Source organism: Flavobacterium sp. FlaQc-57, from assembly GCF_044007395.1.
Lineage (GTDB): Bacteria > Bacteroidota > Bacteroidia > Flavobacteriales > Flavobacteriaceae > Flavobacterium.
The window spans coordinates 354,400-378,796 of the sequence record NZ_JBIPDA010000005.1 but is presented as its reverse complement, the minus strand read 5'-3'; the positions used below and the strand labels follow the sequence as shown (position 1 = coordinate 378,796).

The window sequence follows — 24,397 nt, the reverse complement described above, 5'->3', positions numbered from 1 at the left end:
ATGAATTAAATTAAAAAATTTAAAATTAGTATTATTAAGTAAAGGTTAAGTAGTCTAAAAATTACAATTTAATAAAATTGTCGCCAAATTGATAACCTTTTGATAAAATAAATCCCGCTAGAGATTCTTTTATTTGTTAAACTTCAAAAAAAGAAAAATTGAAAAAAAGAAATGTCGAATTGGTCATTCTCTCAGATGTCCATTTGGGAACTTACGGAAGTCACGCTAAAGAATTAAATAACTATTTATCAAGTATTAAACCCAAAACTTTAGTCTTAAACGGCGATATTATTGATGCTTGGCAATTTAGAAAATCATATTTCCCAAAAGCTCATTTAAGAGTTATTCAACGAATTATCGGAATGGCTTCAAAGGGTACAAAAGTATATTACATCACTGGAAATCACGATGAAATTCTTCGAAAATTCAGCGATATGAACATGGGGAATTTTGCTTTAGTCGATAAATTAGTTTTAGAATTAGACGATAAAAAAGCCTGGATTTTTCATGGAGATGTCTTTGATGCCTCTGTTCAGCACTCAAAATGGATTGCAAAACTTGGCGGACTTGGTTATGATTATTTAATTTTAAGCAATCGATTTGCCAATTGGTGCTTAGCAAAACTTGGACGCGAACCTTATTCATTTTCAAAGAAAATAAAAGCAAGCGTAAAAAAAGCAGTTAAATTTATATCCGATTTTGAAACTACAGCTACTGATCTGGCTATCGAAAAAAAATACGACTATGTAATTTGCGGACATATTCACGAACCAAAAATCATCACTAAAGAAAACAAATACGGCTCTACTTTATACTTAAATTCCGGAGATTGGGTTGAAAACTTGACCGCTCTGGAATACCATAAAAAACGCTGGAAATTATATTCTTATGCCGAAAGCAATTTTTCAGAAGAGGAAAATCTTTTTGAAATGGAAGACATTCTAAGCTCTCAATTAATTGCTTCTATTATTAAAAAATAACACTCTACAACCTTAAAACACTTAAATCATAGGAGACAGCAATACTTTAATTACATTTTAGTTAAGTGCAAAAATGTGAATTATGTAACAATTTCAGAAAATATTATACGTTTAAGAATGGTACCTCATATTAAATTTGACAAAAATTAATAACCATTTTTATGAAAAAAATCATTTTATCTGCCATTATGCTAGTTGGATTGGCATTTACGGCTCAAGCACAAGATATTGCTAAAAATTCACTAGGAATTCGTTTAGGTGACAACAACGGTTTTGGGGGAGAAATCTCTTACCAAAGAGGATTAAGCCAAAAAAACAGACTTGAGTTTGATTTAGGATGGAGAAACAGTAGTGACGTTGATGCTATAAAAGCTGTTGGACTTTACCAATGGGTTTGGAATATTGACGGTGGTTTTAACTGGTACGCTGGTGTTGGAGCTGGTATCGCTGCTTGGGATCACGATTATTACACAAACAACAATAAATATAATGATAGCGGAACTTATGTTTTTGCTGCAGGAGATATTGGTATAGAATATACTTTTAAAGAAGCACCTATCACTCTTTCATTAGATGCTAGACCAGAGATTGGTTCTGGATATTATGACGATGACAATTTTGGATTCGATGTAGGTTTAGGAGTTAAATTTAGATTCTAGAATAGCAAACAAAAAATAATTGTAAAAAAAATCCTGTCGCTTTTGAAGCGACAGGATTTTTTTTTGTCAGGCTGAGCGATCCCGAGGCTTCGGGAAAACCTTATTTTATAATAATTTCTTTTTTAGAATGTATTTTCACAACCGTATACGGATATGTAATTACTTGCATTACCATTGCATCTGCTGCAGGACTATTTTCTTTTACTGTAATAATAATATTTTTGTCTGTCTCTTCAATTTTGTCGACTCCAATAGAATATCCTCCAGTATTTTTCTCACCCATATTCAGAATTACATAATTCGAATTGCTAATATCAGTCTGCTTCATTTTATCTGCTAAAAGCGGATCATTTTCTAACATTTTGATTTCATTAGGCTCTGTCAAAATTTCAAAAAATTTGATATTTCCTCCGCCGTCAGATTGTACTGTTAAAACTTCATACAAAGCCTTTGAATCTGATGTTTTTTTTGCTCCACAAGAGACCAAGGCAAACACTACTAAAACCAAAATTACTTTTTTCATTTACCGTTTATTTTAATATTATTGCTTCTCATGTTTGTAATCATTTATAGCTCTTTCATATAAAGCTTCATATTTTGGCAAGATATTTTTTATATCGAATTTTTTAGCCACCTCTAAAGCATTCGCTTTAAACTGATTTAAAACTTTTTCATCTTGTAAAATTTTAATCGCATTTGCAGCCATTTCTTCCACGTCTCCCACATTACTCAAATATCCAGAAATACCATCAAAATTAACTTCTGGCAAACCTCCTGAATTACTTGAAATTACAGGAACTCCACAAGCCATAGCCTCTAAGGCTGCCAAACCAAAACTTTCCGTTTCTGACGGAAGTAAAAACAAATCGGTCATGCATAAAATCTTATCGATTTCATTACTGTTTCCAAAGAAAATTACTTTATCATAAATCCCCAATTCCATACATAAGGCTTCGGCTTTTTCTTTTTCAGGACCGTCACCAACCATCATTAATTTGGCAGGCATCACTTTCTGAATATTATAAAAAATCTTAATAATATCCGGAATACGTTTTACCTTTCTAAAATTACTAATATGTGTTATAATACGCTCGTTTTCTTTTGCCATAACATAACGGTGGCAAGGTGCCTGCGGGTCTTTAACAACTTTATCCAACTCTATAAAATTTGGAATTACCCTAATTTTATTCTTGATTTTAAACAACTTCAAAGTATCATCTTTCAAACTCTGCGAAACCGAAGTCACATAATCCGATTTATTGATACTAAAAGTCACTGCAGGTTTATAAAAAGGGTGATTTCCTACCAACGTAATATCCGTTCCGTGAAGCGTTGTAATCATCGGAAGATTAATTCCTTCATTTTTCAACATTTGCTTCGCCATATAGCCCGCATATGCATGAGGAATGGCGTAATGCACATGAAGTACTTCAATTTTATATAATTTCACCATATCAACAAGCTTGCTTGACAACGCCAATTCGTAAGGCTGATAGTGAAAAAGAGGATATTCTGGAACGTTTACTTCGTGATAATGAACATTAGGATTCAAAAGTGCCAACCTAACCGGTTGACTATAAGTAATAAAATGGATTTCGTGTCCGCGTCTGGCTAATTCAAGGCCTAGTTCTGTAGCAACTACACCACTACCACCAAATGTCGGATAACAAACTATAGCTATTTTCATGTATTAAATTTAGTACTACGAAAGTACTCAAAATTCACGTTTATTTGAACATTTAGATTGTTAGATTTATGTGAATATTAGTTTTATCAGATGATTTGATTGTTAGATCACAAGATTATTAGACCATCTTAACCCTTATATAAAAGGATTTCCAGTTTAAAAAATCAACCATTCTAATTATCATCTAAGAACTTTCATCTAAATCGAAATTTTTAATAGTAGCAGACATAATAATTTTCAAAAAGAACTATCTGTCCCGCTGTCCGCTATATCTTTTTCTGTCTAAAGAAACCAGAAAAAGGATAACGCTCCCATCGGGGCTAGAATTGAACTTTTAATTTTCATAAGAAGCTTTTTCTAAACCCGACAGTCCCGAAGCCTCGGGATAAAACCTGTCAGGTTTGACACAATTTACTACGGTCAAAGTTTATTGTCATTCCAAGGAAAGAGACCCGAGCGATAGCGAATTGGCGAAGCAAATCTTCACAAGTAATTCTACAAACCAAATATTAATCTTTGGCAAATCACCAACGGAGACTCCTCTTTCCTCGAAATGACAAACTGAAACAAAAAAAAGCATGAAATCTAAATTTCATGCCTTTCGTTATATTCTAAATATCTCTTAGAAAAATCTACTATGCCAACTATCAGCAGCAGGAACTTCCCAAGATTCATTGAATTCCTCGATATTATTTACAAGGTTATTAAAAACGATTGTATTCTCAGAAACCGATTTGTCTTTAACCATTTTCTTGAAATCAATTAATGGTTTGTGTGCGATATGTTCACCAAGTTTAAAAGTAACATTCATTTTATCTAACAAATCAACGTCATATTTTTTCTCTAAACTCTGAATAAACTCTACCGAACTATCAATAGAACAACCCGTCGCCGCCTGCACATCTTGATTTACAGCCAAAATAATAAATCGATTGTATTTCAATAAATACGAAGCTTCTAAACTTGTTCCGTGTGCTGCCCAGCCTTCAACAAAAGCTTTTAGGTCAGTTTCTATTTCAGAAAATTCTTCCTCAGAAAATTTTCTGTTCGATTGATAAATCCATATTCTGGATTCACCAGGTAAATCTTCAAAAGGTATATACATTTTTGTTTTTTCTTTTAGTTTTTTGTTTCAGGTTTCAGGTTAAAAAACTTAGAACCTAAGAATCTTAGAGCCTCAGAACCTTAAAATTACTGTTTCTCTATTTTCGTCAGAATTTTATAATATCTAAATTCTTTCGCTTTTGAATCAAATAATTCAATTTCTGCGTAGCTAACTTTAAGCTTATCTTTCTTCTTTATCTCATTATTAGTCAACAAAGATGCAGTATCAAAGTAATCCAACAAAAGAAGATTATAACTTCTTCCCTTTTGATCTTTCAATTGCAAAGTAATAAATTGTTCTGATATAATATCAACAACTACACCTTCAACAAATGCGTCTTCCTTCTCAACTTCTTCTTCGTCATTGTTAACGGTTCTTCCTAAGTCCAAGATTACATTAGGGCAAAACTGCATCATTTTTATTGCAACTTTTTCTCCCAACTTAGTCATTCCTTCCTTATCGCTAAAGTTTACCTTGTCGGCACCTTTAAATTCAGAAATATGATCTGAGTAGCTTTTGATCATACAAACGCCAACTTCAGTTTTAAAATCGTCAGCGGATAAATTGGGTTGTTTTTCTCTCTTAGCATTTAAACATTCACACGTTTCTTTTGCTATAACATCAAAAACTTCTTGAGAATATCCAGCAGCATTACACAATATAACAAGTACTAAAAATATTCTTTTCATACTATAAATCCTGTGCATTAGCGATTAACTCCGCAATATCCATTACTTTCACTTGACCTTCTTTTTCCTGGTGCTTGATTCCATCTGTTAACATTGTATTACAAAACGGACAACCAGCTGCAATAATATCCGGTTTAGTTTCAAGAGCATCTTCTGTACGCAACACGTTTACTTCTTTGTTTCCTGGTTCAGCATCTTTAAACATTTGTGCTCCACCCGCTCCACAACATAAACCATTAGCTTTAGATCGCTTCATTTCAACTAATTCAACATCTAATTTCTGAATTAAGTCTCTTGGTGCTTCGTAAACTTTATTTGCTCTTCCTAAATAACAAGGATCATGAAAAGTAATACGTTTTCCTTTAAATTGTCCACCCTCAACAGTTAATCTTCCATCATCTATTAGTGACTTTAAAAACTCCGTATGATGAATTACCTCATATTGACCTCCTAATTCAGGATATTCGTTTTTTAAAGTATTAAAACAATGCGGACAAGCCGTCACGATCTTTTTAGCTTCATATGCATTCAAAACCTCGATATTCATCATGGCTTGCATTTGAAACAAAAATTCATTTCCGGCACGTTTTGCTGGATCTCCGGTACAACTCTCTTCAGTACCAAGAACAGCAAAAGATACATTAGTACGATTTAAAATTCGCACAAATGCTTTTGTAATTTTCTTTGCTCTATCATCAAAACTTCCCGCGCATCCAACCCAGAACAAAACTTCTGGCTGTTTACCTTCGGCTAGCATTTCAGCCATTGTTGGCACTACTAAACTTTCTGACATCTTTTTTTTTGTTAAATCGGTTAATTGTTAATTTGGTTAATCACTCTCTTGAAATAACCCTTTCGCTAACATTAACACAGAAATTTATTTTATTAATCCATTAAACGGTTAAACAAATAACCAATTAAACGGTTTTAGTTTTCGTTTTTCCAGTTCAATCTATCTTGCTGATTGTATTGCCAAGGCGCTCCATTATTCTCAATATTTGTCATCATAGCATTCAATGACATTGGAGCTGCACTTTGTTCCATAACCAAATAGCGACGCATATCCATAATAATAGACAATGGACTGATATTTACAGGACATTCTTCAACACATGCATTACATGAAGTACATGCCCATAACTCTTCAGGAGTAATATAATCGTTTAACAATGTTTTGTTATCCGGAACAAAAACACCTTTGTTTGCGTCAATATTTTTTCCAACTTCAGTCAAACGATCTCTTGTGTCCATCATAATTTTACGAGGAGACAATTTTTTGCCCGTTTGATTTGCAGGACATGATGATGTACAACGACCACATTCTGTACAAGTATAAGCATTCAACAACTGTACCCAGTTTAAATCCTGAACATCACTTGCTCCAAATTTACTCGGAACTGCGTTTTCATCAACCGGAGCTGCTGCAAACGGATCAGCATTTGGATCCATCATTAGTTTAACTTCTTTTGTTACTGATTCTAAATTATCAAACTGGCCTTCGGGATTTAAGTTCGCAAAATAGGTATTCGGGAAAGCCAAAAGAATATGCAGATGTTTTGAGAAATACAAATAGTTCATGAAAACTAAAATCCCCACAATATGCACCCACCAAAACACTTCAAACAATAACGAGACCAATTCATTTGACATACCGTTAAACATCGGCGCAATAAACTGACTTATTGGAAAACTTCCTGCTTTATGAAAATGCGAAAACCCACCCGGTACATTTTGTAAATGCAAATCAGAGGCATTCATCAATAAAAACAAAAGCATTAAAACTGTTTCAAAATACAAAATGTAATTTGCATCGCTTTTAGGAAATCCGTTCAAATCCGGATTAATGAAACGTTTTAAACGAATCACATTTCTTCTAATCCAAAAAACAGTCACTGCAAAAATTACAAGTAGTGCTAATATTTCAAATGAAGCGATCAATACATCATAAACTACTCCTAAATAAGGTGCAAAAACTCTATGTGTACCAAATAATCCATCGATTATAATTTCGAGTAATTCAATATTAATAATTACAAAACCTACATACACAAAAATATGAAGTATTCCGGCTACAGGGCGTCTCACCATTTTTGATTGCCCAAGAGCAATCAATGCCATGTTTTTCCAGCGTGCTTTAGAATTATCTTTTCGATTTACATCTACTCCTAAATTAATGTTACGGATGATTTTTTTTACGCTCGATGCAAAAAAACCGAAACCAACTATAAGAAGTATAGCGAATAAAATATTATCTAAATAACTCATCTAATTAATTTTTAGTAGTTGTGTTAGCATCTTCTGTTGGGGCCACATATGGTTTGTTTTTCTTTCCAAAAAGAGAAACATTCACATAACGTGTTGGATAAAGACGAACATCTTGCAATAACAACTCTAACTCTTTTGAAGTTTTAGATAAATTATTATATAAAGCGTCATCATTTAATAGTTTTCCGGCAGTACCTTTTCCTGAGTTTAAGTTACTCATAATACCATCAACTTTAGCCAAAGTCTGATTTAAGTTTCTAACCGTTTTTCCTAAATCAGCTTTACTTAATGAATCAGATATTTTATTAAAGTTATTCGACATTTTATTAAAGTTGGTTACAACTCCATTAATCTGACCTTTATTTGTATCTAAAATAGAATTAAGACTTCCTGAGGCTCTATGAAATTGTTCCATAGTCTGGCTCAATTCCGCCAATGATTTTTTTAAATTTTCCTGTCCTTGCTTATCCAATACATTATTTAATCCAGAAACTAATGTATTAATATTAGCCAACATTAGATCTAACTTTTTCTGAATTGGTTCAATTTTACCACCTAAAGATTCAGTCAATCCTAATTCTACAGCCGACTCTAATGTTTGTCCGTCAACAGCTGGATCTTTATCCGTAAGATCCGGTAAAATCTTAATTTGCTTTCCACCAATTAAACTTGGAGAATACAAAGATGCTTTACTTGTTTTGGAAATTGGAAAATCTGTTTTTAACTGAAGTTCAACCAATAATTTACCAGTTGTTTCGTTAATTGTAATTTTACTTACTTTACCAATAGTAAGTCCATTTATGGTAACGGGTGCTGATGCTGACAAATCCTCAACATTATCATATTCTACATATAATGTCTTGTAATTTGTAAAAAGGTCTTTACCTTTTAAAAAACTATAGCCCCAAATAAATAATAAAATTGACGCGATGACTAAAATAGCCGTTTTAATTTCTCTTGTTAGTTTCAAAATTCTTAGTGTTTGTACAAAATTAATATAAATATTCGAACTAGAAGCTATTATTTAATTGCGTCTTGAATACTGATTTTTTCTCCATCTTTGGTTGCAATTAAAAATGCAGCTCCATATCCTTTACCTTTAGCTTCTTCCAAATATTTTTTGGCAGCATCATAACTCGAAGTTTCCTGATAAAAATATTTATAAATATTATTTTCATACAACATTGTTACATTTTTAAGGCCTTTAAAGTTTTTAGGTTCTAATGGTGTTTTCTTGATACTCGCTATAAGCTGCACTTTAAAGAACGTTCCTTTTGGAACATTTTTAATTACCGCAGGAGCTTCAATGACTTTAGCTTTTTTTGGAGTCGAAGTATCTCTTACTGGTCTTGCATCTGAAATTTCAGAGTTTCCAGATCCAAAATATTCATTTTTATAACTTAAAATTGCATCTGCAACTGCTCTTGCAATATCATTTTGCCCTTCTTCAGAGTTTAAAACATTTCCTTCGGTTGGATTGGAGATAAATCCTGTCTCAATTAATACTCTTGGCATATAAGCTTTATGTAAAACCATAAAACCAGCTTGTTTTACACCTCCATCACCTCTTCGAACTTTTCCAAGTTTTCCAAAATTATCTTCAACTTTACTAGCCAGAGAAATACTATTGTCCAAATATTCTTCTTGCATCATATTCATTCCAATCATTGACTCAGGAGACTTTGGATCATAACCATCATATTTCTGTTTGTAATCTTTTTCTAAAGTAATAACGGAGTTCTCATTTTTTGCAACTTCTAAATTTGAAGCTGTTTTACTCAAACCCATTACATAAGTTTCTGTACCAAATGCTGCTGTGTTTTTATTAGCATTACAGTGAATAGAAACAAAAATATTAGAATTTGCCCTGTTCGCAATATTTGCTCTTTCTATCAAATCAACAAAAACATCTGATTTACGAGTATAGATTACATTGACATTTGGACTTGCTTCTAAAATTTTACCAACTTTTAAAACAATTGCTAAAGCAATATTTTTTTCAATCCGACCACTGTAAACAGCTCCAAAGTCATGATCACCATGTCCAGCATCAAGTGTTACCTTAAAAACATTTGCCTGGCTATAAGCACAAAAAGACAATATCGTTAGAAAAAAAGTAGATACTACTTTAATTTTGTTAAATCTATTCATAAATCTAAAAGTTAATTTTAATAAAACGCAACTGCTATAATTTTTACAATTGATTATTTTTGACAAAAAATTATATGTAAGTTTGACGTGTCAAAAAACAAGCCATAATTTTACAAAAATAGCATTTAAACCTTTGCATACAAACTTATTTAATATCGTTTTATTATCATTTTTCCTATCTTTAGGATGTGGTAAATTATATTCACAAGAGATAAAAAACAAAACAAAGCCGTTACCAACTGTAAAACAAACAGATAAACCCAAAACTGCAGCAACAGACAAAGTCGTAACACCCGTTACCGACACTATAAAACAGGACACGCTTAAGAAAAAAAAGAGCGCTTTAGATGCTATTACCAAATATAAAGCTAAAGATTACGCAAAATACGACAAGAAAGCTAAAACACTTACTTTGTATAATGAAGCCGAACTTTATTATAAAGATGTCGAACTAAAATCAGGAATTATCGTTTTAAATCTTGAAAAAGACGAAGTTTATGCGGGTCGAATAAAAGATTCTACAGGAGTTTTGACCCAATATCCAAACTTTAAACAAGGCGCAAACGAAGTTCAACCCGATTCTATACGCTTTAATTTTAAAACAAAAAGAGCGTTAATTTATAATTCAAGAACTGAGCAGGGAGAATTTAAAATTAAAGCAGCCATAACTAAAAAAGAAAATGATTCAGTTTACTTTTTAAAAGGCGCTCGTTTTACAACTGCAAGCGATATAGATGATCCAGAATATTATTTCAGAACAAACAAAGTAAAATTTGTACCCAACAAAAAAGTTGTAGTTGGTGTTACTCAAATGGTAATTGCCGACGTTCCGACACCTGTAGCTTTACCTTTCGCTTTCTTCCCGATGAGTCAGGAAAAAAGTATTTCAGGTATCATTATTCCAAGTTACAATGACTCTAATACCAGAGGTTTCTCTTTACAAAATGGTGGTTATTATTTTGCATTAAGCGATAATTATGATTTAACCGTTTTAGGAGATTATTACACCAATGGTAGTTATGCGATGCGATTTGAATCATCATATGCGAAGCGTTACAAATACAGAGGAAACGTAAATGTTCGATTTGAAAACCTAATTAATAGTGAGCGTGGATATCCTGATTATTCTAAGCAAAACATTTACAACATTCAATGGTCACACGCAAAAGATAGCAAATCAAATCCTAATTCAACTTTTTCTGCCTCTGTCAACATGGGTAGTAGTAAGTACTTTAAGCGATCTATTAACCAGGCAAACGTAGGATCAAACCTAAACAACACCTTAAGTTCATCGATCTCTTATAATAAAACATTTAACACGATTCCGCAAGCGCGTATATCGTTAACAGCAACACATCAACAAAATACACAAACAGAAGAAATTCAGATGACTTTACCCGCTTTACAAGCTAGTGTTGATCGTGTATATCCATTTGTTGGAAAAGATGGTGTAAAGAAAGGATTTATAAAAAACATCAACTTACAATACAACTTAAGCGGTAAAAACAATTTTAAAACTACGGATTCATTGTTTTTCAAACCTCAAATGTTTAGAGATGCTCAAATAGGAATGCAACACACTATTCCGATTAGTACAAACTTTAAGTTATTCAAATATTTTAGTGCGGGAGCCTCTACGAACTACCAAGAAACCTGGGTAACAAAAACGATTGACAGAAATTACGATCCAGAGCAAGCCAAAGTAGTTGATAAAACTGTAAACGGATTTGACGCTTATAGAACTTATAATTTCAGCACGAATTTTGGAACCACTATTTATGGAACGTTTAATTTTGGTAGTGACAAAAAAATTCAATCGATTCGTCACGTCATGAGACCAACCGTTACTTATTCGTACACACCAAGTTTCAACCAATATTACAACAACTACACAGTTGATGCTTCTGGAAAAATTGGACAATATTCTCCGTTTGATAATGGTATTTTTGGCGCTCCGGGAAAGAGCAACTCCAACATCGTATCATTTGCTTTGAGCAATACTTTTGAGGCTAAAGTTAGAGACAGAGACAGCACAAAAACAGAACCTAAAAAAATCATGCTGCTAAACAATTTAAACCTTAGCACAAGTTATAATTTTGATGCTGACGGAAAAGAAGTTTTAGCTTGGCAACCCGTAATTTTAAGCGGTGGAACACAGCTTTTTGACAACAAAATGAATGTCAATTTTGGAGCAGTTTTAAACCCTTATGCGATTGATAATTCAGGTAAAGTAATGAACATCTATAACATTGATAATGGCGGAAGCTTGTTTAGAATGACAAGTGCGAATGTTACTTTGAATTACTCATTTTCTAATAAAGGAAGCAGTAATGACGAAAAAAACACGCAAAGCCAACGGAACGGTGGACGTAATGATGATTTATTCGGAACTAATACCGATTTAAATGACAGTAGAAATAGTCAGTTTGCCAATAAAAAAGATGACGACAAAGATGTTATAACAGAATTTTTCAACTCGCACATACCTTGGGATATGACAATGGCTTACTCATTAACCTATTCTAATGCCGCCAGAGAAAATAAGATCACAGGAAACTCGGTTATGATTTCTGCCAATATGGACATCACTCCTAAATGGAAAGGCGGAATTTCTACCGGTTACGATTTTGTACAGAAAGGTGTTACTTTTACCCAGTTTCGTTTTGAAAGAGATTTATTAAGCTGGAGAATGGCATTTAACTGGAGTCCGCTTGGTACAAATTCTAACTGGAATTTCTTTATCGGAATTAAATCAGGAATGCTTAGTGACATTAAATGGAATAAACGAAGCACTTCAAATCGATAAATCGTCGAATAAAAATAATTTGTTATGAAAAAAATCATCTTTACAGAAAAGGCTCCGGCTCCAATTGGTCCTTACAATCAAGCCGTTTTATCAGGAAACACACTTTATGCATCTGGCCAGATTGCTATTAATCCTGCCTCTGGAGAACTTGTTACAGACAACATCAATGATGAAACAAAACAAGTAATGCAAAATATTGCTGCTATACTAGAAGCTGCAGATATGACTTTTGAAAATGTAGTTAAGGCTACTATTTTTATTATGGACATGAATAACTTTGGCGCTATAAACACTGTTTACGGTTCATTTTTTAATGAAAAAACCGCTCCGGCACGTGAGACAGTGCAAGTTGCATGTTTGCCAAAAAATGTAAATGTAGAAATTTCTATAATCGCAGTACAATAAAAAAAATAGCCCTCAGGTCATCACTTTGAACTTAGGCAACTGCATAATTATTCAATAAAATACAACCTGAAACTTGAAACAAAAAAACCGTTACAATCTGTAACGGTTTTTTTATATCATAAATTGGGATTTCTATAATTGCAACGCGACAGCATTTAACAATAATTGCGCTGAAGCCTCATTTGTTGCCAATGGTACATTATGTACATCGCAAACACGAATTAACATATTAATATCAACTTCATGAGCATGGCTTGCAAGTGGATCTTTAAAGAAAAATACCATTTCTGTTTTTCCCTCAGCTACTCTTGCCGCAATTTGAGCATCACCTCCCATTGGTCCAGAAAGCATTCTTTTTACCTTAAAACCAGCATTAACTGCCTTACTGCCTGTAGTTCCTGTTGCGATTAGTTTAATGTTTTCCTGAAGTAGAAGAGTTTTGTTTTTATTCAAAAACTGAACCATATCTGCTTTCTTTCCGTCGTGAGCTATAATAGCAATCTCCATATTTTACTTTTATTTATTGATTAGCAACATGGTAAGCAATTAAACCATCAATAGGTCTTCTTAAAACATTTCCTAATTGAAGTTCATACTTATCAAATGTTTCTTGTAATTCGTCTTTTAAATAAAAAGCGATAGAACCAACAAAATGTACAGGAACTTCTTTACAATTATCAAATTGCTTAATGTAGTTCTTTACAAAAGATTTCATTCCCTTGAAGATGATTTTTCTACAAAATTCAGAATCTTTATGTTTGATCAGGAACTTAGCAAAAGTTGCCAAATAAGCATTAGGATTTGGCTCTTTGTACAATTTGTTTTTGATAAAATCTGGATCAACATCGTACTCTTTTTCAAATTCCACAGCCAGGTCTTTAGGCATTTTATTGAAATAGTATTTTCTGATTAATTCTTTTCCAAAAACATTTCCGCTGCAATCATCCATTACAATATAACCTAATGACTGAACTTTTTGATGCAATACTTTTCCATCAAAAAAACTACAGTTTGATCCGGTTCCCAGGATACTCACAATAGCTTCTTCTCCTTTTGGAGTAGTTGCATAAACAGCTGCGTATGTATCTTCCTGAACTTCAACAATAGCATTTGTAAAATATTCTTGAAATATTTGCGAAAGCGCAGTTTTCATTCTATCAGTTCCACAACCTGCTCCGTAAAAAAACAAGTGTGTAGCATTCTTTTTATTTTGCAAAATATCAAAACGATCATTCAATCTTTCAATTATTTCAGGCTTGTCAAGAATTTCAGGATTTAATCCTAAAGTTTGTGTCGTGAATAATACCTTTCCATTATCATCAATTGCAATCCAATCGGCTTTAGTAGACCCACTATCAACTATTAATTTCATTTTATTTAGTTTTTGGATTAGTTTTTCTTTAACTAAATAAAAAGTGTATTTTTTACGTTAATTAAAGAAGTAACAAAATAAGAAAAATCCCGCTACAATTAAATAACGGGACTTTACAAAAATATATAATATTATTTTAAACCTGCAATATGTACAGATAAATCGATCAATTTACTTGAGTATCCGTACTCATTGTCGTACCAAGAAACAAGTTTGAAGAAAGTTGAGTTTAATCCAATTCCTGCAGTAGCATCAACAATAGAAGTTCTTTTGTCAGAAATAAAATCTTGAGATACAACAGCATCTTCAGTATATCCTAAAATACCTTTTAATTCATTTTCAGAAGCTTTCTTTAAAACAGCCATAATTTCTTCGTAAGAAGTTTCTTTAGCTACTTTTACAGTTAAATCCACTACAGAAACGTCAGCAGTAGGAACACGGAAAGACATTCCAGTTAATTTTCCATTCAAAGCAGGAATTACTTTTCCAACAGCTTTAGCAGCTCCAGTTGAAGATGGGATAATGTTGATGCTTGCAGCACGTCCACCTCTCCAGTCTTTTCTAGAAGGACCATCAGCAGTCATTTGAGTTGAAGTTGTAGCGTGAACAGTTGTCATTAAACCTTCAACAATTTCGAAATTATCATGAATTACTTTAGCTAAAGGAGCTAAACAGTTTGTAGTACAAGAAGCATTAGAAACAACTAAATCAGAAGCTTTTGCAGTTTTGTGGTTTACACCCATTACAAACATTGGAGCATCTGCAGACGGAGCAGAAATAATTACTTTCTTAGCACCACCTTTGATATGCTCGTTTGCAGTTTCAATAGTTGTGAAGATACCAGTACATTCAGCAACTACATCAACATCAACTTCATTCCATTTTAAGTCAGCTGGGTTTCTTTCTGCAGTGATACGGATATTTCTTCCGTTTACATAAAGTTTTCCTTCTTTCACTTCTACAGTTCCATTGAAACGTCCGTGAACTGAATCATATTTTAATAAGTAAGCTAAGTGATCAACATCTAATAAATCGTTGATTGCTACTACTTCTACATTATCTCTATTGAAAGTTTCTCTAAAAACGATTCTTCCGATACGTCCAAATCCGTTTATTCCTAATTTTACTTTTGACATTTTACTTAATTTTTGCTTTTGTTTTTATTACACTAATTTAAAGTCTAATTTCCTCACAATAAACTTCTTTCCTTTTTTAAACTTTTATTTTATGTTGACATGATGTCAGATACTCTTAACAATTCTCTATCAATTTCAGATTTACCTTTAATTGCTTGTTCAAGAGGAGTTAAAACTACTTTATCAGCCTGTAATCCAACCATATAATTTGACTTACCATCTATTAATGACTCTACAGCTTTTACACCTAAACGGCTTGCTAAAACACGATCAAAGCAAGATGGAGAACCACCACGCTGCATGTGTCCTAAAACCGAAACTCTAACGTCATATTCCGGCAAATTAGCTTCAACGTAATCTTTTAATTCGAAAACGTTTTTACCAATTTTATCTCCTTCGGCAATAACCACTATACTTGATGATTTTCCTGAAGCTTTACTTTTTTGAAGAGAGTCTAGCAATCTGTCTAAACCTAAATCTTCTTCAGGAATAAGAATTTCTTCGGCACCTGCTCCAATTCCGGCATTAAGAGCAATATGTCCTGCGTCTCTACCCATAACCTCTACAAAAAACAGACGATTATGTGAACTTGCAGTATCTCTAATTTTATCAATACAATCTACAACAGTATTAAGTGCTGTATCATAACCTAACGTATGACTTGTTCCAAAAATATCATTATCAATTGTACCTGGAATTCCCATTACTGGAAAACCATATTCTGAATTAAAAATCAATCCTCCGGTAAAACTTCCGTCTCCTCCAATAACAACAAGAGCATCAACTCCGGCTTTTACTAGATTTTCGTGCGCTTTTTTTCTACCTTCAGGAGTTCTAAACTCAACTGAACGAGCCGATTTTAAGATCGTTCCACCTTTGTTTACAATATTATTTACGCTTCGAGGTCCCATTTCTTTGAAGTCACCTTCGATCATTCCTTGATACCCTCTATAAATTCCGATGCATTCTATATTATGATACGCACACGTTCTAACAACTGATCGTATTGCGGCATTCATTCCTGGTGAGTCTCCTCCAGATGTCAGAACACCAACTTTTTTTATTGTTTTTGGCATTATTTAAGTATTAAAGTGTAAAATTAGCAAACATTCACCACTTTTCGGGTTATGTTTATAATAAATTAATAAAATATGTTAAATTCAAACGTTTTCGTTAATAAGTTTTTCGATAGTAAAAAATTCATTTAAAATAATAAAAGCTACTTATTTTAAGTAAATATTTAAAATTAACAATACATAAATGAAGTGTTATAAAATTTTATTGTTTTATATCAATCTCCAAAAAATTAATCAGCCTTTAAAATTAGCACAAAAAAAACCATTCACCGCAGTGAATGGTTTTATATAATATATTTTTAACAAATCAATTAAAAGTCATTATCCGGAATCAATCCTTCGTTATTTTGTGGTTGTGTAGTTTTCTTCTCTTCTTTTTTATCCGTTTTCTTTTTATTCTTTTCGGCATCCTTTTTATTTGAGAATTTGACTAATTCAGGATTTAAATAAGAATCCTGCAAATCATCTGAAGAGCTTTTTATAGCTCTTTCTAATTTATGATTCTTGAACAGTTTATTGACCAACTCACTAAAGGTATCAAAATCTACTTCATACGAAATACCAACTCCTTGCGTGTAACCAATTCCTTGTCCAATATAGTTGATATCATTTTCTTTATTAAATAAACGAAGATTCATTGAACCATCTTCATTTACTCTGTATAATATTTCAATATCTCCAACAATTGCAGATTCGTTGACACCGCCAATCGGAACTCCTAATTTTCCGTTTATTGTAATTCTTTCATTTACCTGAGACGTTATATTAGCAACAAACTGACCATCGGCCTCCTGCCCTAACCTTTTATCTGCAGAAATATAATTTAAATCAATATTGACTTTATCATTATCTGATTTTATAATTCCGCCTAACAAACTAGAAGCCGTTTCTGTAAGTGTTCCAGATAAATCGCCCTGACTAAATCCGTCTGTACTCATAAACGAGCCCGTTGACAATAGATAAAGTGCTTGTGTCTGACGAATATCTTTATCATCCAACTTATATTGTATCTCTGACTTTAAAACATTACTTACGGATGGAAACTGAATATCAAAATTTGGTTCCGGACTTGTTAAATCTCCTCTCAAACCAATCACAACTTCTACAGGTACTTTTTTATTAAACGAAGAGGTATTATCTAATAACACTGCAGGATTTGCAGAAGTTTTATAAACTGCTTCCAAATTCAATTGTGCCTTCATTGGGTTTCCTTCCCAAATAATAGATCCTCCTTTTTTAACTGAGAATTTTTTATCGATTAAACCTCCGTATTTAAAATTATAAGTTCCTTCATATGCCTGGAAATCTCCCCACATATTAAACTTCCCAAGCGTATTGATTTTAAATAATAAGGATCCGTAACCTTTACCTTTCATACCATGTCCGGAATTTCTATCCAAAATTACTTCAACCTCGGCATCTGGAGTAATATCAAAATCAAATTCCAGTTCAAGACCATTATAATTTCTTGTTTTTTCTACAATACCATTTGCTAAGTTGTATTTTTCTTTTGGCGTCACAAAATGAATCCAACTACTTTCTCCAACGCTTTGAGCATTATTAATAGGTATCTTGACTTCTGTTCCTTTCTCAGACTTAGCATCTACTTTTATAAATAAACTTTCTGTAGGCCCTTTAATACTTGCCGTACCATTTATAAATGCCGTACCAAAATATGCTGCATCTTCACTATCTTTTGTATCCAGCGCCAACAATCTCTTTGATGTAATTGTCAAATCTAATTTCCAATCTCCAAAATTATGATGCTCAATACTTCCGTTCAGCAAACCTTTAGTTTCATATTTTGTATCTGTAAGCTGATTATTTCTAAACAAAAACTTTTCATCCGTCAAATCAATTACCGTACGATCACTCAATTCATAATCGACATTAAGATACGGGATCGTCATTCCTGCTTTTTCGACATATAGTCGCCCGTTTATCTCCGGTTTTTTAAGATTCCCTACAACTGCGGCATTACCAGAAACTGATCCTCGAATATTAGACAAAACATCTCCTCCAACTGTCCCTAAAGTAGCCAGATTAAATCCTTCGAGTTTTAAATTTAAGTCCAGGAAAGTTTCTTTATTTTCTATCGCAAAAGTTCCATTGGCTCTAAACGATTCTGTAAAACCATTTTGAATAGACGAATTTATGGTGAATTTCTTAAAGGTTTCATCACCGGCAATATCAAAATTTAAAGTTCCTAAGTCGGTCTTATTCAAATTAAGATGATCAATTACAATGGATGCCGTTGGCTGAAAAACATTCTTGTTCTGCTTATAATTGACATTTCCATTCAAGTTCCCGTTAAAAACAAACTTAGAGTTTAACGGCGTAATTTTATTAATATCAACATCTTCAAAATTCAGAACAATATCTTTGTAATCACTTCCTTTAATAACACCATTTAAATCAATTTTCTGATTTTCGTGCGACAAAATAATATTATCAATCGTGAAATTTTTAAAGAATTGATCAAAAACAATCTGATTATCTTTATCCTCATCTTCATTTAAATACCAGAGATAATCTTTAAATTTCATTTCAGATTTCTTGATACCAACAATATTATTTTTATTTTTATCTATAGTATGATACAAATCCAAGTTAAAGTAATCTTCTCCTTTTTCGCCGCCTTTAAACTCAGATCGGACAAACAAAGTATCTTTTGAGGTAACATTAATTAAGTTAAAATCACGGACTTTATAATAGGGCGTTTTGATACTATCTAATTCGACGAAAGCATTATAAAGCGCATTTTTATTATCAATATTGATTCGAATATTATCGAATGTATTTTTTGCAGCCGTAATTTTCTGAGATTTAAATCTAAACTTAAACTCTTGTAAATCGGAGTCAATTTTTCCGCGCATTACAGTACTCGAGTCAATATTAATTTCAGGATACAGCATTTCAACCACTTTATCATAAACATGGAAATTGAATCGCAAAAACTGTCCTTTTTTAACTTTGTAAGGTTTGTAATTCGTGTAAAGACTTCCTACTGAATTCATTACTAATTTATCCAATTGTGCAAACTGAAATTTACCTACTATTTCTCCGTTTACAACATCATTAGAACTTATGGTTATCGTACGTAATTTATCGGCATCGAAATTAGAATTTACGGTAATTTCATCAAAGGCATACGTTGACTTTGGATTTTGATAAACAGCATCTTTGATAGAAACAGTTCCCTGAAGATTCTCAATAGAATTTCCGCTGACTGCAACAATCGCGTCACCTCTAAAATATGAAATAGAATCAGTTATAAATTTTAGTTTTCGTAAATCAGCATTTTCAACATTAATATGGAAATCGTATTTACTTTCACGTTTACTCAAATCAACCAAACCGTCAAAACTCAAATTTAAATTTGGATCATTTATAGAAACCTGTCCTTTATAATAAGGCAATTTAAAATTACCATTTACCACAATATTATTATAGGTGTATTTATTATAATCTAACTTTGTAATATCCCCTTTTATAATGGTATTCAGATATTTTTCGGTAAAACCAACTCCGTCAACATCTAAATTTAAGGTCGTTTTTCCAATATCCTTTCGTCCCAATAAAGCACCGATATTAAAATTATCCAAAATTACATTTCCGGAATATGAAGCTTTATCTATAAAATCCATATTATTCAAATGCAAATCGGCCTCACCATTTCCTAAATCGGTAATCATTTTAAAACTAGTTTCTAAGTCAGTTGTCGAAACTTTTGCTTTTCCAACTATATTGAATTTACCAATTCGCTGAAGTTCTTTTGGAAGTTTTTTTCCTAAAATTCCCGGCAATAAAACAACTAAATTGTCATAGCTAGAAACTAATTTTTCAAACTTTCCATCCATCGCAAACTTTTGAGTTTTGCTGCCTAAAAGATTTTTAAAATTAATTGTACCGTTAATCTTAGAACCGTTTGTATCACTTAATTTAAGATGCCTTAAATTAAGATCATTTAGCGTACCTCTGATTTTAGTTTTTATTTTAAAATGTTGGTTTTTACCCAAACCATCATAAAAGTAACGAATATCATTTGATGCAATTGAAGCTGAATCCAGTACAACATTGAACTTTACTTTATCTGTAAAATGCAGAAAATCTTCTATTTTATAATTCAAAACAGCCAATCCGTAAATTGAAGATCTTTTAGTTTTTATAGCCAGATTTTCAACTTTTATCTGCTTTTTTGTATAACTAAATTTACCGGCAAAATTGGAAACATACAAACCGCGATGATCCAAAAAAGAAAACCTGTGGATCGTAGTATTTACATCTGGTCCGTACAACTTAAAATCACTGATATAGGCGTTTAGCTTTTTAAAATCTAAAAAAACCGGTGTCATTTTGTTTTCATCAACAACAGAAAAATTACCATTAGAAATATAGGCGTTTTTAGCTGTTAACAAAAAGTGCTTACTGGATTTCGTTCTCTTTGGACTTGTTTCAAATCGTTTAATAAACTTATTAATATTGTTTTCGTCTTCGTTCTTATAAGTTTTCAAATTAAAAATTAAACCTGTTAAACGCAGATCGCCAAAGATTAAATCTCCATCGATTAATCTTTTAACACTTACAATATCAGTAGTGATAATATCCGAGTAAATTAAAGTCTTTTTGTGATGATCTAAAATCCTAACTGTCTTGAGTTTTACTCCTCCAAAAATATTAATCGCAACTTTCTCTACAGAAATATCTGTTTTAAAATCTTCGTTTAAAGTCTCGGTAATGTATTTTGCGATTTTTGTCTGAACGACAGGCAAAGCCAATATGATAGCAAGTGCTAACAAAAGTAAAATTAACCCAATTAGGGTTCGTGATATTATTTTTTTTACTTTTCTGATAGCTCTTTTATTTTAGTTTTCTTTTAAATTTACTTTGAACAGACAAAGAACGGCTGTTTTTGATAAAAATTCTTTAATTTTGGCTTCTCCTTATAATAAAAGAAAATCAAATATTTGATTTGTCAAATATAATTCAAAATTCGTGCCTTTATATGCAAAATTCAGAGGTTTTTATTCTTGCCATCGAAAGTTCATGCGACGATACTGCTGCCGCGGTTTTACATAACGATAAAGTACTCTCAAATGTTGTTGCCAACCAGTTAATTCACAACCAATATGGTGGTGTAGTTCCGGAACTGGCATCGAGAGCACATCAACAAAATATTGTACCTGTAATAGATGCAGCACTTCGTAAAGCAAATGTACAAAAAGATCAATTAACCGCCATTGCCTTTACACAAGGTCCGGGTTTGATGGGTTCATTATTAGTCGGAAGTTCATTTAGCAAATCATTATCATTGGCTTTGAACATTCCGTTGATTGCTGTAAATCATATGCATGCACACATTTTAGCCCATTTTATAGATGAAGAAGGTTTTGATAAACCTGAGTTTCCGTTTTTGGCCTTGACTATTAGTGGCGGTCATACACAAATTGTAAAAGTGAATGGCTTTTTTGATATGGAAATTATCGGAGAAACCACAGATGACGCCGTTGGAGAAGCTTTTGACAAAAGCGCCAAAATTTTAGGCCTGCCTTATCCCGGCGGACCTTTAATTGATAAATATGCTAAGGAAGGAAATCCGAAGGCTTTTGCTTTTACAAAACCAAAAGTACCGGGATTAGACTTTAGTTTCTCTGGATTAAAAACAGCAATTTTATATTTTATACAGAAGAAAAAATTAGAAAACCCAAATTTTGTCGAAGAAAATCTAAATGATATTTGCGCTTCTATTCAATACACTATTATTGAAATTTTGATGGACAAATTGAAATTAGCTGTAAAAGAAACCGGAATCAAACAAATTGCTATTGGCGGAGGTGTTTCTGCAAACTCCGGAATTAGAACCCGATTAAAAGAAAGTGAAGGAAAATACGGTTGGAAAACTTTTGTTCCTAAATTTGAATACACAACCGATAACGCTGCAATGATAGGAATTGTAGGATATCAAAAATATTTATCAAGTCGTTTTGAAACTTCAGCAGTCGTTTCGAAAGCGCGAATTCAATTTTAAATTATGCAATTATTTTACAATCCTGATATAGATGAAACAACTGAAAGCTTTTCATTTGATAAAGAAGAAAGCCGACATATCATAAAGGTTTTACGAAAGAAAGACTCCGATATATTACACGTTACGAATGGCTTTGGCTTATTGTTTGAAACCGAAATTACTTTGGCGTCTGACAATAAATGTATTGTTAATGTTATTTCGATAACAAAATCTCCTGAACCAAAATTCCGTTTGCATTTGGCAGTTGCTCCAACAAAAATGAATGATCGTTTTGAATGGTTTTTAGAGAAAGCTACCGAAATTGGAATTCAGGAAATTACTCCAATTTTTTGTGATCGATCTGAACGAAAAGTGATTAATTTGGAACGTTTTGAAAAGATTATTTTATCAGCAATGAAGCAATCGAACGAAACTTATTTACCTAAATTAAACCCTGCTATTTCATTTAAGGAGTTCATCAAACAAAAAAATGAAGGTTTACAATTAATCGCACACTGCGAGGAAACGGATAAAAAATCATTGAAAGACGTTTTAAAACCAAATGAAAACGTAACACTTTTAATTGGTCCCGAAGGAGATTTCTCCGATAAAGAAATCGCACTGGCGATAGAAAATAATTTTCAGCCTGTCACTTTAGGAAATACTCGTTTACGTACAGAAACTGCAGCGATTGTAGCTTGTCATAGTGTGGTATTTTTTAATGAAACTTCGAATTAATTGATGCTAAAGTTGGTATGAAAAAAATATTTCTTTTATTTTTATTGGTTTCAATTTCTTCTTTTTCACAAGAAATTGCATTGCTAAAATATAGTGGTGGTGGCGATTGGTACGCAAATCCAACATCGCTGCCTAATTTGATCAAATTTTGTAATGCTAACATTAATACCAAAATAAAAGCAAAACCCTCTACTGTTGAACCAAGTAATCCTGATTTGCTTTCGTATCCTTTTGTACACATGACGGGACACGGAAATGTTGTTTTTAGCGATGATGACGTTACTAATCTAAGAAATTATCTAAATGGCGGAGGTTTTCTTCATATTGATGACAATTATGGAATGGACCAATATATTAGAAAAGAAATAAAAAAAATTTTCCCGAATAATAATTTAATAGAAATCCCTGCAAATCATCCCATATTTCTAAAACCATATCCTTTTCCTAACGGATTACCAAAAATTCATGAACATGATGGTACCCGCGCACAAGCTTTTGGAATTTTTATCGACAATAAATTAGTACTTCTATATACTTATGAATGCGATTTAGGAGATGGATGGGAAGATCCCGAAGTGCATAATGACCCGGCAGCTGTTAGAGAAAAAGCTTTAAAAATGGGTGCCAACATAATCAATTATATTTTTACTAATTAAACGCTACAAAGTGCAACTTACTCACGAAGAAAATCAATTTGAGAGAAAAACGTTTCCGATAACACTGGTTTGTGATCATATTTACTTCCAGCAAAATATTGGTTCGTTATTTAGAATTAGTGAAGCCTTTGGCGTTGAGAATATCATCTTTCTAGGAAAAGATATTCCGCTTACACCACGAAAAATCAATAAAACTTCAAGAAGCACGCATCTTCATGTGCCTCATTCTATAATTGAAGAAACAACAGAACTTGTAGATTATTTACTTCAAAACAACTTTGAAATTATTGCTTTAGAAATTGCAAGCAATAGCAAACCCCTAAAAGAGGTTGTAATTCCTAAAAATCAAAAAATTGCACTTTTAATAGGAAGTGAAATTGACGGAATCTCAGACGAACTTTTAAAAATTTCGAACCAAATTGTACACATAAATATGTTTGGAAAAAACTCCAGTATGAATGTTGTGCAAGCTGCCAGTATAGCACTTTATGAAATAACTTCTTTATAAAAACTGAACTCTAAAATTTCATTTTGAAGTATCATTTCTGTTTTTGCATCAAATTGATTCGATAAAATTATCGTTTAAACACATATAATCACGACCAAATACATTTAAAAAAGTAAAAAGAAAGAAAAGACTGATTAATATTTTTTAATTATTTTTT

The 24,397-nt window shown here is 32.4% G+C and carries 21 protein-coding genes; 8 read left to right on the top strand and 13 right to left on the bottom strand.

Going from position 1 to position 24,397, the window contains the following annotated elements; translation table 11 throughout:
* Positions 1 to 158: 158 nt before the first annotated feature.
* Positions 159 to 980: a UDP-2,3-diacylglucosamine diphosphatase gene (locus ACHRVZ_RS17170; RefSeq protein WP_395424110.1), complete on the top strand. Its 822-nt coding sequence runs from the start codon at positions 159 to 161 to the stop codon at positions 978 to 980.
* A 161-nt stretch (positions 981 to 1,141) separates the two neighbouring features.
* Positions 1,142 to 1,639, top strand: coding sequence for a hypothetical protein (locus tag ACHRVZ_RS17165; protein ID WP_395424109.1), 498 nt, complete (start codon positions 1,142 to 1,144; stop codon positions 1,637 to 1,639).
* Between the two features lie 100 nt (positions 1,640 to 1,739).
* Here the strand turns inward: ACHRVZ_RS17165 and ACHRVZ_RS17160 are convergent, their stop codons facing one another.
* The 8 genes from ACHRVZ_RS17160 to ACHRVZ_RS17125 form a co-directional block, all read right to left on the bottom strand.
* Positions 1,740 to 2,162 (bottom strand): protease complex subunit PrcB family protein, encoded by a 423-nt coding sequence (locus ACHRVZ_RS17160; protein WP_395424108.1) that lies wholly within the window; start codon positions 2,160 to 2,162, stop codon positions 1,740 to 1,742.
* A gap of 18 nt (positions 2,163 to 2,180) precedes the next feature.
* Positions 2,181 to 3,326, bottom strand: coding sequence for an N-acetyl-alpha-D-glucosaminyl L-malate synthase BshA (gene bshA / locus ACHRVZ_RS17155; protein ID WP_395424107.1), 1,146 nt, complete (start codon positions 3,324 to 3,326; stop codon positions 2,181 to 2,183).
* A 622-nt stretch (positions 3,327 to 3,948) separates the two neighbouring features.
* A complete protein-coding gene (locus ACHRVZ_RS17150; protein WP_395424106.1) occupies positions 3,949 to 4,431 on the bottom strand; it encodes an ABC transporter ATPase in 483 nt (160 codons plus the stop codon).
* Positions 4,432 to 4,517: 86 nt separating this feature from the next.
* On the bottom strand, positions 4,518 to 5,120 hold the full coding sequence (locus ACHRVZ_RS17145; protein ID WP_395424105.1) for a hypothetical protein: 603 nt from the start codon (positions 5,118 to 5,120) through the stop codon (positions 4,518 to 4,520).
* 1 nt (position 5,121) lies between these two features.
* Positions 5,122 to 5,913, bottom strand: coding sequence for a (Fe-S)-binding protein (locus ACHRVZ_RS17140; RefSeq protein ID WP_395424104.1), 792 nt, complete (start codon positions 5,911 to 5,913; stop codon positions 5,122 to 5,124).
* A gap of 134 nt (positions 5,914 to 6,047) precedes the next feature.
* Entirely contained in the window at positions 6,048 to 7,385 is a 1,338-nt protein-coding gene (locus ACHRVZ_RS17135) for a 4Fe-4S dicluster domain-containing protein (protein ID WP_395424103.1), read from the bottom strand.
* A 4-nt stretch (positions 7,386 to 7,389) separates the two neighbouring features.
* A complete protein-coding gene (locus tag ACHRVZ_RS17130; protein WP_395424102.1) occupies positions 7,390 to 8,355 on the bottom strand; it encodes an MlaD family protein in 966 nt (321 codons plus the stop codon).
* A gap of 50 nt (positions 8,356 to 8,405) precedes the next feature.
* Positions 8,406 to 9,536, bottom strand: coding sequence for an N-acetylmuramoyl-L-alanine amidase (locus tag ACHRVZ_RS17125; RefSeq protein WP_395424101.1), 1,131 nt, complete (start codon positions 9,534 to 9,536; stop codon positions 8,406 to 8,408).
* A 49-nt stretch (positions 9,537 to 9,585) separates the two neighbouring features.
* On the opposite strand from ACHRVZ_RS17125, the gene ACHRVZ_RS17120 reads away from it, so the two are divergent.
* Together ACHRVZ_RS17120 and ACHRVZ_RS17115 are read left to right on the top strand one after the other, a co-directional pair.
* Positions 9,586 to 12,342, top strand: coding sequence for a putative LPS assembly protein LptD (locus tag ACHRVZ_RS17120; protein ID WP_395424100.1), 2,757 nt, complete (start codon positions 9,586 to 9,588; stop codon positions 12,340 to 12,342).
* A gap of 24 nt (positions 12,343 to 12,366) precedes the next feature.
* Entirely contained in the window at positions 12,367 to 12,747 is a 381-nt protein-coding gene (locus ACHRVZ_RS17115) for a Rid family detoxifying hydrolase (protein WP_395424099.1), read from the top strand.
* A gap of 132 nt (positions 12,748 to 12,879) precedes the next feature.
* On the opposite strand, the gene ACHRVZ_RS17110 is transcribed toward ACHRVZ_RS17115, so the two are convergent.
* From ACHRVZ_RS17110 to ACHRVZ_RS17090, 5 genes are all read right to left on the bottom strand, one after another.
* A complete protein-coding gene (locus tag ACHRVZ_RS17110) occupies positions 12,880 to 13,254 on the bottom strand; it encodes a methylglyoxal synthase (RefSeq protein WP_271336020.1) in 375 nt (124 codons plus the stop codon).
* Positions 13,255 to 13,267: 13 nt separating this feature from the next.
* On the bottom strand, positions 13,268 to 14,119 hold the full coding sequence (locus ACHRVZ_RS17105; RefSeq protein WP_395424098.1) for an N-acetylglucosamine kinase: 852 nt from the start codon (positions 14,117 to 14,119) through the stop codon (positions 13,268 to 13,270).
* A gap of 131 nt (positions 14,120 to 14,250) precedes the next feature.
* The gene (gap, locus tag ACHRVZ_RS17100; RefSeq protein WP_395424097.1) at positions 14,251 to 15,255 is read right to left on the bottom strand and encodes a type I glyceraldehyde-3-phosphate dehydrogenase; all 1,005 of its coding nucleotides are present in this window, start codon (positions 15,253 to 15,255) and stop codon (positions 14,251 to 14,253) included.
* Between the two features lie 89 nt (positions 15,256 to 15,344).
* Complete coding sequence (pfkA, locus tag ACHRVZ_RS17095; protein ID WP_395424096.1) at positions 15,345 to 16,331, bottom strand: 6-phosphofructokinase; 987 nt, start codon at positions 16,329 to 16,331, stop codon at positions 15,345 to 15,347.
* A 311-nt stretch (positions 16,332 to 16,642) separates the two neighbouring features.
* Positions 16,643 to 21,130, bottom strand: a complete 4,488-nt coding sequence (locus tag ACHRVZ_RS17090; protein ID WP_395424095.1) for a translocation/assembly module TamB domain-containing protein — start codon at positions 21,128 to 21,130, stop codon at positions 16,643 to 16,645.
* Between the two features lie 206 nt (positions 21,131 to 21,336).
* Between ACHRVZ_RS17090 and tsaD the strand changes: the two genes are divergently transcribed.
* Genes tsaD through ACHRVZ_RS17070 form a run of 4 tightly spaced genes read left to right on the top strand, consistent with a single transcriptional unit; the run spans position 21,337 to position 24,240 of the window.
* The gene (tsaD, locus tag ACHRVZ_RS17085) at positions 21,337 to 22,359 is read left to right on the top strand and encodes a tRNA (adenosine(37)-N6)-threonylcarbamoyltransferase complex transferase subunit TsaD (protein ID WP_395424094.1); all 1,023 of its coding nucleotides are present in this window, start codon (positions 21,337 to 21,339) and stop codon (positions 22,357 to 22,359) included.
* Between the two features lie 3 nt (positions 22,360 to 22,362).
* The gene (locus tag ACHRVZ_RS17080; protein WP_395424093.1) at positions 22,363 to 23,076 is read left to right on the top strand and encodes a 16S rRNA (uracil(1498)-N(3))-methyltransferase; all 714 of its coding nucleotides are present in this window, start codon (positions 22,363 to 22,365) and stop codon (positions 23,074 to 23,076) included.
* A 17-nt stretch (positions 23,077 to 23,093) separates the two neighbouring features.
* Positions 23,094 to 23,732 (top strand): DUF4159 domain-containing protein, encoded by a 639-nt coding sequence (locus ACHRVZ_RS17075; RefSeq protein ID WP_395424092.1) that lies wholly within the window; start codon positions 23,094 to 23,096, stop codon positions 23,730 to 23,732.
* A 10-nt stretch (positions 23,733 to 23,742) separates the two neighbouring features.
* Positions 23,743 to 24,240: a TrmH family RNA methyltransferase gene (locus ACHRVZ_RS17070; RefSeq protein WP_395424091.1), complete on the top strand. Its 498-nt coding sequence runs from the start codon at positions 23,743 to 23,745 to the stop codon at positions 24,238 to 24,240.
* Positions 24,241 to 24,397: the final 157 nt, after the last annotated feature.